Origin of the sequence: Kitasatospora sp. NPDC088391 (assembly GCF_044753345.1) — a bacterium.
GTDB lineage: Bacteria > Actinomycetota > Actinomycetes > Streptomycetales > Streptomycetaceae > Kitasatospora.
The window spans coordinates 348760-361314 of the sequence record NZ_JBIVNB010000007.1 but is presented as its reverse complement, the minus strand read 5'-3'; the positions used below and the strand labels follow the sequence as shown (position 1 = coordinate 361314).

The 12555-nt window shown below is 72.4% G+C and carries 9 protein-coding genes; 6 read left to right on the top strand and 3 right to left on the bottom strand.

The genetic code is table 11. From position 1 onward, the window contains the following. Positions 1-10 precede the first annotated feature (10 nt). From ACIQBJ_RS22875 to ACIQBJ_RS22865, 3 genes are all read right to left on the bottom strand, one after another. Positions 11-547: a GtrA family protein gene (locus ACIQBJ_RS22875; RefSeq protein ID WP_400713472.1), complete on the bottom strand. Its 537-nt coding sequence runs from the start codon at positions 545-547 to the stop codon at positions 11-13. Between the two features lie 89 nt (positions 548-636). Continuing rightward, on the bottom strand, positions 637-3030 hold the full coding sequence (gene lon / locus ACIQBJ_RS22870) for an endopeptidase La (RefSeq protein WP_400713470.1): 2394 nt from the start codon (positions 3028-3030) through the stop codon (positions 637-639). A gap of 181 nt (positions 3031-3211) precedes the next feature. Beyond that, on the bottom strand, positions 3212-3919 hold the full coding sequence (locus tag ACIQBJ_RS22865; RefSeq protein WP_400713468.1) for a rhomboid-like protein: 708 nt from the start codon (positions 3917-3919) through the stop codon (positions 3212-3214). A gap of 297 nt (positions 3920-4216) precedes the next feature. On the opposite strand from ACIQBJ_RS22865, the gene ACIQBJ_RS22860 reads away from it, so the two are divergent. From ACIQBJ_RS22860 to ACIQBJ_RS22835, 6 genes are all read left to right on the top strand, one after another. Beyond that, positions 4217-4951, top strand: a complete 735-nt coding sequence (locus ACIQBJ_RS22860; RefSeq protein WP_400713465.1) for a response regulator transcription factor — start codon at positions 4217-4219, stop codon at positions 4949-4951. Positions 4952-5052: 101 nt separating this feature from the next. After that, a complete protein-coding gene (locus tag ACIQBJ_RS22855; protein WP_400713462.1) occupies positions 5053-6195 on the top strand; it encodes an ATP-binding protein in 1143 nt (380 codons plus the stop codon). Positions 6196-6495: 300 nt separating this feature from the next. Further along, positions 6496-10236 carry a multifunctional oxoglutarate decarboxylase/oxoglutarate dehydrogenase thiamine pyrophosphate-binding subunit/dihydrolipoyllysine-residue succinyltransferase subunit gene (locus tag ACIQBJ_RS22850; RefSeq protein WP_400713459.1) on the top strand — a complete coding sequence of 1247 codons (3741 nt, stop codon included), beginning with the start codon at positions 6496-6498 and terminating at the stop codon, positions 10234-10236. 27 nt (positions 10237-10263) lie between these two features. After that, on the top strand, positions 10264-10443 hold the full coding sequence (locus ACIQBJ_RS22845; protein ID WP_400713456.1) for a DUF6104 family protein: 180 nt from the start codon (positions 10264-10266) through the stop codon (positions 10441-10443). 246 nt (positions 10444-10689) lie between these two features. Further along, positions 10690-11583 carry a DUF4097 family beta strand repeat-containing protein gene (locus tag ACIQBJ_RS22840; RefSeq protein WP_400713453.1) on the top strand — a complete coding sequence of 298 codons (894 nt, stop codon included), beginning with the start codon at positions 10690-10692 and terminating at the stop codon, positions 11581-11583. Between the two features lies 1 nt (position 11584). After that, the gene (locus ACIQBJ_RS22835; RefSeq protein ID WP_400713450.1) at positions 11585-12550 is read left to right on the top strand and encodes a PadR family transcriptional regulator; all 966 of its coding nucleotides are present in this window, start codon (positions 11585-11587) and stop codon (positions 12548-12550) included. The last annotated feature ends 5 nt before the right edge of the window (positions 12551-12555 follow it).

The window sequence follows — 12555 nt, the reverse complement described above, 5'->3', positions numbered from 1 at the left end:
GCGGGGGGGGTCAGACCCGCTCGGGCTCCAGCCCCGGCTCCTGGTCCTGCTGCTCGCCGGCCACCCGGTCGGAGAACTGGGTGAACACGAAGCGGTTCATCGCCCAGAAGCGGAACGCCATCGCCAGCAGGGTGCCGATGATCATGCCGCTGAAGAAGTCCGCGACCTCCTGGGCGAAGTGCGTGACGTCCGGCTCACGGAAGTCGAACAGGTACCGGGAGGCCACCAGCGGGAGGTCGTTCACCCCGATCGCCAGGGCGCTGACCACGAAGAAGCCCGCGGCCTCCCGCTTGCGGCCGGCCGCGCGGAACGACCACTGGCGGTTGAGCACGTACGAGACGACCGTGGTGATCACCGTCGCGATGGTGAGCGCCACCACGGGCTTGCTCTCCAGGACGGTCATCTTCAGGGCGAAGTTGATCAGCATGGTCAGCATGAAGCACGTTCCTCCGACCACGAGGAACTTGACCAGCTTGCGGTGCTTGACCAGGAACGGGCGGTAGCGCTCCGGGACCACGGCCAGCGCGCGCTGTGTAGGGGACGGCATGCGGGAAGTGTCCCATGCCCCCGGATCGGCAACCACCAGGGGCCTCGGAGCGGAACCGCTCCGAGGCCCCCGGTGTCGGATGCCGCCGGTCAGGCCGCCGCGACCAGCACCTCGGCCGGCTCCAGGGCCAGCCGCAGCACCTCGCGGACGTCCGACACCAGGTGCACCGTCAGGCGTTCCAGCACCTCGGCGGGCAGATCGTCGAGGTCCGGCTCGTTCCGGCCCGGCAGGATCACGGTGGTGATCCCGGCCCGGTCGGCGGCCAGCAGCTTCTGCTTCACGCCGCCGATCGGCAGCACCCGGCCGGTGAGAGAAACCTCACCCGTCATCGCCACCTCGGCCCGCACCCGGCGGCCGGACAGCAGCGAGGCCAGTGCCGTGGTCATCGTGATGCCCGCGCTCGGGCCGTCCTTCGGCACCGCGCCGGCCGGCACGTGCAGGTGGATGCCCCGCTCGCGCAGGCCGGTCACCGGCAGCTCCAGCTCGGCGCCGTGCGAGCGCAGGTAGGAGAGCGCGATGTGCGCCGACTCCTTCATCACGTCGCCCAGCTGCCCGGTCAGCGTCAGCCCGGTCGAGCCGGTCTCGGCGTCCGCCAGCGAGGCCTCGATGTAGAGGACGTCGCCGCCGGCCCCGGTCGCCGCCAGCGCCGTCGCCACGCCCGGGACCGCGGTGCGCCGCACCGCGGGCTCCTGCGCGGACTCCGGCACGTGGTGCGGCCGCCCGAGCAGCGCCCGCAGGTCCTCGGCGCCGACCGCGGCGGGCAGCTCGCGCTGCCCGAGCTCGGCCTGCGCGGCGACCTTGCGCAGGATGCGCTCGATCGACCGCTCCAGCGTCCGGACCCCGGCCTCCCGGGTGTACTCGGCGGCCAGCTTGCGCAGCGCCGCCTCGTCCACCGTGAGGTCCCGCTCGGTCAGCCCGGCCCGGGAGCGCTGCCGGGGCAGCAGGTGGTCGCGGGCGATGGCGACCTTCTCGTCCTCGGTGTAGCCGTCCAGCCGAACCAGGTCCATCCGGTCCAGCAGCGGTCCGGGGATCGACTCCAGCACGTTGGCGGTGGCCAGGAAGACCACGTCGGACAGGTCGAGCTCGACCTCCAGGTAGTGGTCCCGGAAGGTGTGGTTCTGCGCCGGGTCCAGCACCTCCAGCAGCGCCGCCGCCGGGTCGCCCCGGTAGTCCGAGCCGACCTTGTCGATCTCGTCCAGCAGCACCACCGGGTTCATCGTCCCGGCCTCCTTGATCGCGCGGACGATCCGGCCCGGGATCGAGCCGACGTACGTCCGCCGGTGGCCGCGGATCTCCGCCTCGTCCCGGACGCCGCCCAGCGCGACCCGGACGAACGAGCGGCCCATCGCCTTCGCCACCGACTCGCCCAGCGAGGTCTTGCCCACCCCGGGCGGCCCGACCAGCGCCAGCACCGCGCCCCCTCGCCGGCCGCCGATCTGCCCGAGCCCCTGCTCGGCCCGGCGCTTGCGGACGGCCAGGTACTCGACGATCCGGTCCTTCACGTCGGCCAGGCCGGTGTGGTCGGCGTCCAGCACGGCGCGGGCGGCGGCGATGTCGTACGCGTCCTCGGAACGCTCGTTCCACGGCAGTTCGAGGACGGTGTCCAGCCAGGTGCGGATCCAGGAGCCCTCGGGCGACTGGTCACTGGACCGCTCCAGCTTGTCGACCTCCTTGAGCGCCGCCTCGCGCACCTTCTCCGGCAGCGCGGCCGCCTCCACCCGCGCCCGGTAGTCCTCCTCCTCGGTGCCCGTCCCGCCGTTCAGCTCGGCCAGCTCCTTGCGGACCGCCTCCAGCTGGCGGCGCAGCAGGAACTCCTTCTGCTGCTTGGCCACGCCCTCCTCGACGTCCTTGCGGATGGTGTCGTTGACCTCCTCCTCGGCGAGGTGGTCGCGGAGCAGGCCGAGCGCGTACTCCAGCCGGGCCGGGCGGTCGGCCTCCAGCAGCACCTTGAGCTTCTGCTCGGCGGTGGCGAACGGCGCGTAGCCGATGTTGTCGGCCAGCTCGCCGATGTCCTCGATCGCGGCCACCCGGTCGACGATCTGCCAGGCCCCGCGCCGGCGCAGCCACTGGGTGGAGAGCGCCTTGTACTCCTTGACCAGCTCGGCGGCCCGGCCGGCCACGGGCAGGCCCTGGTCGGACTCCTTGAACGGCGTGGTCTCCACCCAGAGCGCCGCGCCGGGGCCGGTCGTTCCGGCCCCGATCCGGACCCGTCGGACGGCCCGGACCAGCGCCGCCGGGTCGCCGTCGGCCAGCCGGCCGACCTGCTCGACCGTCGCCAGCGCGCCGACCGCCGCGTACGAGCCGTCCAGCCGGGGCACCAGCAGCACCTGCGGCTTGCCGCCGCCGCTGCCCGCCCGGGCCGCCTCCACGGCGGCCCGCACCTCGGGGTCGGAGAGCTCCAGCGGCACCACCATGCCGGGGAGCACCACCTCGTCGTCGAGCGGCAGCACCGGCAGAGTGAGCGGAACGGACGTCGATGCCATGATCTCTCCCCAGTCAGTGAAGTTGAGTTGACCTGACTAAGGTTCGGCGCGCGGGGATTGTTCCCCGGCCGGTGTTCACCGTGGGAGAACACCGGGGCACGGCGGAGAACAGCCCGGAACGCGCCGGAACCGCGGCGCCCGGGGGAGGTCCGGGAGGCCGCGGTTCCGAAGGGGGCGGGGCTCAGCCCTCGGCGGGCACCGCCTGCGGCCGGGACTGCCACGCCGGGGCACGCCCCGGACGGCGCGGGCGGCGCGGCCCGCGCCCCCGCAGCAGCGGCCAGAGCGCGACGCCGACCGCCAGCGCGGCCGGGTGGCCGACCGAGGTGACCAGGTCCGGGTCGGAGGCCAGCTGGTGCGCGATCAGGGCGACCCCGCCACCGAGCGCGAGGGTCCGCCCGGTCGGGCCGAGCAGCCCGGCCAGCGCGCCGAGCGAGGTGAGGACGCCGTACGAGACGCCGATGTCCATCGCGTCCAGCACGCCGGGCTCGGCGCCGCCCGCGGCCACCGTGGCCACCGCCACGCCCTGCGAGAGCAGCGTCGCCGCGACGTGGCCGGCCCCGAAGACGCCGAGGGCACGAAGGCCGCCGATCCGTCGTTCCAAGGGGGCGACGGTGACGGCGAAGGCCCAGAAGTAGGGCATCCACACCGGGCCGGCGACCCACAGGCCGCTGCCGACCAGGGAGAGCGCGGGGTGGACGAGCAGGTTGTGCGCGTCGGTGGAGGACAGCTCCTGGAGCCGGTGCACCGTCCCGGGGTCGCCGAAGCGCGCGTACAGGGTGGTGCCGAGCAACAGGGTGAGGTAACCGAGGGCGAACGGGTTGCCCCGCGGGGTCGGCAGGGCCCGCAGCCCCGGCCGGAGGAGCCGCCTCCGCAGTTCCGCACTGGTCATGGTGCCTCCCGGGCTGTCCGTCATGCCCAAGATACGGGTGGCGACTGAGAGGTGTCTGAGGAAGTCCTGTGAAGACCTTTGTGCCCCCATGCCTCGCTCGCACACGTACCGTTACAGGTCGCGACCGCTGCGGGTAAGGTAGCGGCCCGTGCCCGTCCGATCGGGGACCTGCCAAACGTGACCTGGTCGCGGGCCGGGCACACTCATGACGGAACCAACGGAAACAAGACGACTACGAGCGGCGCCCGCTGTCCCACAGGCAGTCGGCCCGCAGGCCCTGGGGGCGGTGGCGTGACCGTGACAGAGATCCAGCAAGAGACGAACAGCGGTGGGCAGGTGGGCACCCAGCGACGGGTGCTCGTCGTGGAGGACGAGCCGACGATCGCGGAGTCGATCGCCGCCCGGCTCGGCGCCGAGGGCTTCAAGGTGGCGGTGGCCCACGACGGGCCGGGCGCGGTGGACGGCTTCCACACCTGGCAGCCGGACCTGGTGGTGCTCGACATCATGCTGCCGGGCTTCGACGGCCTGGAGGTGTGCCGCCGCATCCAGGCCCAGCGCCCGGTGCCGGTGCTGATGCTGACCGCGCGGGACGACGAGACCGACCTGCTGGTGGGCCTGGGCGTCGGCGCGGACGACTACATGACCAAGCCGTTCTCGATGCGCGAGCTGGCGGCCCGGGTGAACGTGCTGCTCCGCCGGGTCGAGCGGGCCCAGCAGGCCGCCCGCACCCCCGCCCTGGGCTCGCTGCGGTTCGGCGAGCTGGAGATCGACCACGTGCAGCGCCGGGTCCGGCTGGGCGCCGGCGACGTGCACCTGACGCCGACCGAGTTCGACCTGCTGGCCTGCCTGGCCGCGCAGCCGCGCGCGGTGCTGACCAGGGAGCAGCTGCTGGCCGAGGTGTGGGACTGGACCGACGCGTCCGGGACCCGCACGGTGGACAGCCACGTGAAGGCGCTGCGCCGGAAGATCGGCGCCAGCTGGATCCGCACGGTGCACGGCGTGGGCTACGCGCTGGAGGCCCCGCTGTCCTGACCGGGCACCGCCGGCACGGGCCTCCGGGGGGCCCGCACGGCGCCCGGCCGTCCCCCCGGGGGACGAGTCCGCACGACCAGGTCCTGACGACCAGGGGCACCATGACCTTTCCGCAGCAACGCAACGGGGAAGCCGAACCGGCCGCCCCGCGACCCCCGCTGGCGGTGCGCGCCGCGCGCCGGGTGTGGGCCGACATCCGCCCGTTCGACCCGGTCCGCTCGATCAAGGGCAAGCTGGCCCTGCTGGTGGTCGTCTCGGTGGTGCTGGCCACCGGCATGGTGGTGGTCGCGATCCGGTCGGAGACCCAGATCCGGATCATCATGATCTTCTCGCTGATCGCCTCGCTGCTGTTCATGCAGTTCCTGGCGAACGGCCTGACGGCGCCGCTGCGCGACATGACGGCAGCGGCCCGGTCGATGGCCGAGGGCGACTACAGCGCCCGGGTGGACGTCTCCTCCCGGGACGAGATCGGCGAGCTGGCCGACACCTTCAACCGGATGGCGGGCGACCTGGAGGCGGCCGACCGGCACCGCCGGGAGCTGATCGCCAACGTCTCGCACGAGCTGCGGACCCCGATCGCGGCGCTGCGCGGCCTGCTGGAGAACGTGGTCGACGGCGTGGTGAAGCCGGACCCGAGGAACCTGGGCACCGCGCTGGAGCAGACCGAGCGGCTGGGCCGCCTGGTCACCCACCTGCTGGACCTGTCGAAGCTGGACGACGGCGTGGTCCCGCTGGACTCCCGCCCGTTCCAGGTCCGCCCGTTCCTGGAGGGCGTGCTGCGCGGCCTGACGGTGGACGGGGCGGTGGCGGGCGGCGCGTACGCGCGGCGCGCGGACGTCCGGCTGGCCGTCGAGGTGCAGCCGGCCCAGCTGGCCGCGGTGGCGGACGCGGAGCGGCTGCACCAGGTGGTGGCCAACCTGGTGGACAACGCCTGCAAGCACTCGCCGGAGGGCGGCACCGTGACGGTGCGGGCCCGGGCGGCCGAGGGCGGCGGGCTGCTGCTGGAGGTCGAGGACCAGGGCCCGGGCATCCCGCCCGCGGACCGGGAGCGGGTGTTCGAGCGGTTCGGCCGGAGCGGTGCGCCGACCGCGCTGGGCCCCGGCAGCGACGGCGGGACGGGCCTGGGCCTGGCGATCGCGCGCTGGGCGGTGGACCTGCACGGCGGCCGGATCCGGGTGGCGGAGGCGGCCGCGGGCTGCCGGATCGAGGTCACTCTCCCGGGTGAGGCTCCGGTGCTCGCCTAGCTTGTGGCGGAATCGGTACAAACCGGCGTCCGGCCCTGTCGGGCCGCTCCCGGGCCGGGCCGGGCAAGTGGTCCAGACCACTGCTTTGTCCGATTTTCCACAGGTATGACCACGATCGACCACGGGCCTTGTTCCCTGCTTTCCGGCACCTCTAACGCTCGGTTCCGGCCAAAAATCGCTCCGACAATGTGATCTGGGCGACGCCTGCCCACCGGGGACTGCGCGATCACTCGTGGGAGGCGTAGCCTTAATCCCCGCTGTCCACCATCCCAAAAGGAAGCGGAAGAGGGCGGTTGCCCCGTGTCGCCACACCAAGAAACCCCCAGCTCGGCAAGTTCCACTGGCTTCGGCCCCAATGAGTGGCTCGTCGACGAGATCTACCAGCAGTACCTCCAGGACCCGGCCTCGGTCGATCGTGCCTGGTGGGACTTTTTCGCCGACTACAAGCCCGGTACCGAGGTGACTCCAGTGACCCAGGCCGCACCGGTCGGCGCCCAGCCGGCCCCTGTCGCCGCTCCCGCCGCCGCAGCTCCGGCCGCGACCGCCCCCGCTGCCCCGGCCGCCGCTCCGGCGCCCGCGCAGCCGGTGGCCGCGCCCGCGCCGCTCGCGGCCGCCCCCGCCGCCCCGCCCGCGCCGAAGGCCGCCGCTCCGGCCGCCCCGGCGCCGGCCGCCGCGGCGGGCCCGGAGCTGGTGCAGCTGCGCGGCCCGGCCAAGGCCGTGGCGTCCAACATGGACGCCTCGTTGGAGGTTCCGACCGCCACCTCGGTGCGCGCGGTGCCCGCCAAGCTGTTGATCGACAACCGCATCGTCATCAACAACCACCTGCAGCGCGCCCGCGGCGGCAAGGTGTCCTTCACCCACCTGATCGGCTACGCGCTGGTGCAGGCCGTGAAGGCCAACCCGGGCATGAACTACACCTACAAGGTGGAGGACGGCAAGTCCTACCTGGTGAAGCCCGAGCACGTGAACCTGGGCCTCGCCATCGACCTGGTCAAGCCGAACGGCGACCGCCAGCTGGTCGTCGCGGCGATCAAGAAGGCCGAGACGCTCGACTTCTTCGGCTTCTGGCAGGCGTACGAGGACATCGTCCGCCGGGCCCGCGCCAACAAGCTGACCATGGACGACTTCACCGGCGTCACGGTCTCGCTGACCAACCCGGGCGGCATCGGCACCGTGCACTCCGTGCCGCGCCTGATGCAGAACCAGGGCACCATCGTCGGCGTCGGCGCGATGGAGTACCCGGCCGAGTTCCAGGGCTCCTCCCCGGAGACGCTGGCCCGCCTGGGCATCTCCAAGATCATGACGCTCACCTCGACCTACGACCACCGGGTCATCCAGGGTGCGGCGTCGGGCGAGTTCCTGCGCTCGATCCACCAGCTGCTGCTGGGCGCGAACAACTTCTACGACGAGGTGTTCGAGTCCCTCCGGATCCCGTACGAGCCGGTCCGCTGGGCCACCGACGTGGCGACCACCCACGACGACGAGGTCAACAAGACCGCGCGCGTCATGGAGCTGATCCACTCCTACCGGGTCCGCGGCCACCTGATGGCGGACACCGACCCGCTGGAGTACATGCAGCGGAAGCACCCCGACCTGGACGTGGTCCAGCACGGCCTCACCCTGTGGGACCTGGAGCGCGAGTTCGCGGTCGGCGGCTTCGGCGGCCAGAAGATGATGAAGCTCCGCGACATCCTCGGCCTGCTGCGCAACACCTACTGCCGCACCGTCGGCATCGAGTACATGCACATCCAGGACCCGGCGCAGCGCAGGTGGCTGCAGGACCGCCTGGAGAAGCCGTACACCAAGCCGGAGCGCGAGGAGCAGCTGCGCATCCTGCGCCGGCTGAACTCGGCCGAGGCGTTCGAGACCTTCCTGCAGACCAAGTACGTCGGGCAGAAGCGCTTCTCGCTGGAGGGCGGCGAGTCGCTCATCCCGCTGCTGGACGCCACCATCGACGCCGCCGCCGAGCACCGCCTCGACGAGGCCGTCATCGGCATGGCGCACCGCGGCCGCCTGAACGTGCTGGCGAACATCGTCGGCAAGCCGTACGGCAAGATCTTCGGCGAGTTCGAGGGCAACCTCGACCCGAAGTCGATGCACGGCTCCGGCGACGTGAAGTACCACCTCGGCTCCGAGGGCACCTTCACCGGCCTGGACGGCGAGACCATCAAGGTGTCGCTGGCCGCGAACCCGTCCCACCTGGAGGCCGTGGACCCGGTCGTCGAGGGCATCGCGCGCGCCAAGCAGGACATCCTGGACTTCGGCGGCACGACCTTCCCGGTGCTGCCGATCCAGATCCACGGCGACGCGGCCTTCGCGGGCCAGGGCGTGGTCGCGGAGACCCTGAACATGTCGCAGCTGCGCGGCTACCGCACCGGCGGCACCGTGCACATCGTGGTCAACAACCAGGTCGGCTTCACCGCCGCCCCGGCGTCCTCCCGCTCGTCGATGTACTGCACCGACGTGGCGCGGATGATCGAGGCCCCGATCTTCCACGTGAACGGCGACGACCCGGAGGCCGTGGTCCGGGTGGCCCGGCTGGCCTTCGAGTTCCGCGAGGCGTTCCACAAGGACGTCGTGATCGACCTCATCTGCTACCGCCGCCGCGGTCACAACGAGGCCGACAACCCGTCCTTCACCCAGCCGCTGATGTACGACCTGATCGACAAGAAGCGCTCGGTGCGCAAGCTGTACACCGAGGCGCTGATCGGTCGCGGCGACATCACCATGGAAGAGGCGGAGCAGGCGCTCCAGGACTTCCAGGGCCAGCTGGAGAAGGTGTTCTCCGAGGTCCGCGAGGCCACCACCGCCCCGGCGCCGGCCGAGACCGGCCGCCCGGTCGCGGACTTCCCGGTGTCGATCCAGACCGGCATCTCCGCCGAGATGGTCAAGCGGATCGCCGCCTCGCAGGTCAACCTGCCGGACTGGCTGACCGTGCACCCGCGCCTGCTGCCGCAGCTGCAGCGCCGCGCCGCCTCGGTCGAGGACAACACCATCGACTGGGCCACCGGCGAGGCGCTCGCCATCGGCTCGCTGCTGATGGAGGGCCACCCGGTCCGGCTGGCCGGCCAGGACTCGCGCCGCGGCACCTTCGGCCAGCGCCACGCGGTGCTGATCGACCGGAACACCGGCGAGGACTACACCCCGCTGATGTACCTGACCGAGGACCAGGCCCGGTTCACCGTCTACGACTCGCTGCTCAGCGAGTACGCGGCGATGGGCTTCGAGTACGGCTACTCGCTGACCCGCCCGAACGCGCTGGTCATGTGGGAGGCGCAGTTCGGCGACTTCGTCAACGGCGCGCAGACCATGGTCGACGAGTACATCTCGTCCGCCGAGCAGAAGTGGGGCCAGCACTCCGGCGTCACCCTCCTGCTGCCGCACGGCATGGAGGGCCAGGGCCCGGACCACTCGTCCGCCCGCCCGGAGCGCTTCCTGGCGCTGTGCGCGCAGGACAACATGACGGTCGCGATGCCGACCCTGCCGTCGAACTACTTCCACCTGCTGCGCTGGCAGGCGCACAACCCGCACCACAAGCCGCTGATCGTCTTCACCCCGAAGTCGATGCTGCGACTGAAGGCCGCGGCGTCCGCCACCTCCGAGTTCCTGAGCGGCTCGTTCCGCCCGGTGATCGGGGACAGCACGGTGGACCCGGCGCAGGTGCGCAAGGTGGTGATCACCTCCGGCAAGTTCTACTACGACCTGGAGGCGGCCCGGACCGAGCGCGGCATCACCGACACCGCGATCGTCCGCGTCGAGCGCCTGTACCCGCTGCCGATCGCGGAGCTCCAGGAGGAGCTGAGCCGCTACGGCGAGGACGTCCAGTTCGTCTGGGCGCAGGAGGAGCCGGCGAACCAGGGTGCCTGGCCGTTCATCGCGATGAACCTGGTCGACCACCTGCAGGTCGTGGTCGGCCGCTCGGGCGGCACCGCCCGGCTGCGCCGGGTCGCCCGCACGGCGTCCTCGGCCCCGGCGGTCGGTTCCGCGAAGCGGCACGGCGCCGAGCAGAAGGCGCTGCTCGACGAAGTGTTCTCGCTCTGACATCCCTTCGACCGGAGAAACCCCACCGTGTACTTCACCGACCGTGGCATCGAGGAACTGCAGAACCGACGTGGCGAGGAGGAGGTCAGCTTCGAGTGGCTGGCCGAGCGCCTGCGGGAGTTCGTGGACCTGAACCCGGACTTCGAGGTGCCGGTGGAGCGGCTGGCCACCTGGCTGGCCCGGTTGGACGACGAGGACGACGAGTGACCGTCTGACGGACGGTCAGCAGCACGGCCCGGAAGGCGTTTTCGCCTTCCGGGCCGTTCGCTTTCCCGGGGCGGCCCCGGCGCGACCCCGGGGTGGTTCTCGGGGCCGGCTCGGGGCCGGCTCGGGGTGCGCTCCGGGTCGGGGTCGGGGTCGGGACTCCTTGACTTCCCGCCGACGCGATATATCGTAAGTAGCAGAAGAACGCGATACATCGCGTATGGCACGCGGGAGGACGGGGAACCCGACATGACGCAGTGGACGGTAGAGAGCGCCGAGAGCATCACCTTCGACGAGGCCGTGCGGACGCTGCACGTGCGCGTCGTCGACGGCACCGTGAACGTGGTCCCCACCGAGGGGCCGGCCCGCCTGGAGGTCGCCGCCCTGGAGGGCGAGCCGCTCCAGGTCACCGTGGTGGACGGCGTGCTGACCGTCACCTACCGGGACCTCAGCTGGGGCGAGTTCGGCGAGGCCGTGAAGTCGGTGCAGACGGTCAAGTCCTTCTTCTCCGGCCTGCGCCGCAAGCGCCGCGCGGAGCTCACCGTGGCCGTCCCGGCCGACACCGCCGTCAAGGTCGGCACCGTCTCGGCGGACGCCACGGTCTCCGGCATCACCGGCGAGGTCGGCGTGCACGGCGCCAGCGGCACCGCCACGCTGGCCGGCCTGACCGGCCAGGTCAACGCCAACACCGTGACGGGCGACGTCGACGCCGAGGGCCTGTCCGGCGAGCTGAAGGTCAACACGGTCTCCGGCGCGGTCACCCTGGTGGCCGGCTCGGCGACCCGGATCAGGGCCAACTCGGTCTCCGGCGCGGTCACCCTGGACCTCGACGCCGCCACCCCCACCGACATCGGCGTCACCACCGTCTCCGGCCCGGTCGGCCTGCGGCTGCCGTCCTTCGCGGACGCCAAGGTCGAGGCCGGCACCACCAGCGGCAGCCTCTCCAGCGCCTTCGCCGAACTGAGCGTCGGCGGCGGCTGGGGCTCCAAGAAGCTCTCCGGCCAGCTCGGCACCGGCCGCGGCCGCCTCCAGGTGACCACCGTCACCGGCGCGGTCACCGTCCAGCGCCGTCCGGACGCCGAGGAGGACCAGCCGGTCCGGGAACTGCCCGCCGGCCCGCTCGACCTGACCAAGGAGGTCTGAGATGACCCCGGTGTTCGGCCACGGCAGGCTCCGCCTCTACCTGCTGAAGCTGCTCGACGAGAGCCCCCGGCACGGCTACGAGGTGATCCGGCTGCTGGAGGAGCGCTTCCACGGCCTGTACGCCCCCTCCGCCGGCACCGTCTACCCGCGGCTGGCCAAGCTGGAGGCCGAGGGGCTGGTCAGCCACACCACCGAGGGCGGTCGCAAGGTCTACCGGCTCACCGATCCCGGCCGGGCCGAACTCGCCTCCCGCCAGTCCGAGTTGACGGACCTGGAGGCGGAGATCCACGACTCGGTCGGCCAGTTGGCCGGCGCCATCCGGCAGGACGTCCGGGACAACGCCAAGGACCTGCGCACCGAGCTGTGGAACCAGGCCGAGCACACCCCGGCGGCCGGCGGCAACCCGCTGCAGGACCGCGAGTCCTGGCAGCGCGCCAAGGAGGAGTTCGCCCAGTTCAAGGCGGAGGCCAAGGAGCAGGCCCGGCGCGCCAAGGAGCAGGAGAGGACCGCCCGCCAGCAGGCCAAGGCCGCCGAGGCGGAGGCCCGGAAGCTGCGCGAGCAGTCCAAGGCCGCCCGCACCGCCGCCCAGCAGGAGGCGCTGCGCCTCAAGCGCCGGGTGGAGGAGCAGGTCCGCGAGCACGCCTCGCGCGGCGACTGGTCCACCGGCCTGGCCGAGGGCCTGGCCGAACTCACCCGCGGCCTGGGCTCGTTGGCGGACGCCGCGCGCTGGGGCGCGGCCGACGAGCCGGTCCGGATCGACCTCGACAAGGACGCCCCGGCCGCCGAGGCGCCGGACTGGGCCCGCACCGACCCGGCCGGCGACCCGGCCCGCGAACTGGAGCGCCTGCTCGACCGCTTCCGCGACCACGTCCGGGACACCGCCCGCGACCGCGGCGTGGACGCGGCCCGGCTGGCCCGCGCCCAGCAGGCCCTGCCCGCCGCCGCCCGGGCCCTGTTCGAGCGCTAGGCAAA

What these genes read in the sequence shown, in the direction of transcription:
- ACIQBJ_RS22875 (WP_400713472.1), bottom strand. Translation starts at nt 547, where the DNA reads ATGCCGTCCCCTACACAGCGCGCGCTGGCCGTGGTCCCGGAGCGCTAC.
- lon (WP_400713470.1), bottom strand. Translation starts at nt 3,030, where the DNA reads ATGGCATCGACGTCCGTTCCGCTCACTCTGCCGGTGCTGCCGCTCGAC.
- ACIQBJ_RS22835 (WP_400713450.1), top strand. Translation starts at nt 11,585, where the DNA reads ATGACCCCGGTGTTCGGCCACGGCAGGCTCCGCCTCTACCTGCTGAAG.
- ACIQBJ_RS22840 (WP_400713453.1), top strand. Translation starts at nt 10,690, where the DNA reads ATGACGCAGTGGACGGTAGAGAGCGCCGAGAGCATCACCTTCGACGAG.
- ACIQBJ_RS22855 (WP_400713462.1), top strand. Translation starts at nt 5,053, where the DNA reads ATGACCTTTCCGCAGCAACGCAACGGGGAAGCCGAACCGGCCGCCCCG.
- ACIQBJ_RS22865 (WP_400713468.1), bottom strand. Translation starts at nt 3,919, where the DNA reads ATGACCAGTGCGGAACTGCGGAGGCGGCTCCTCCGGCCGGGGCTGCGG.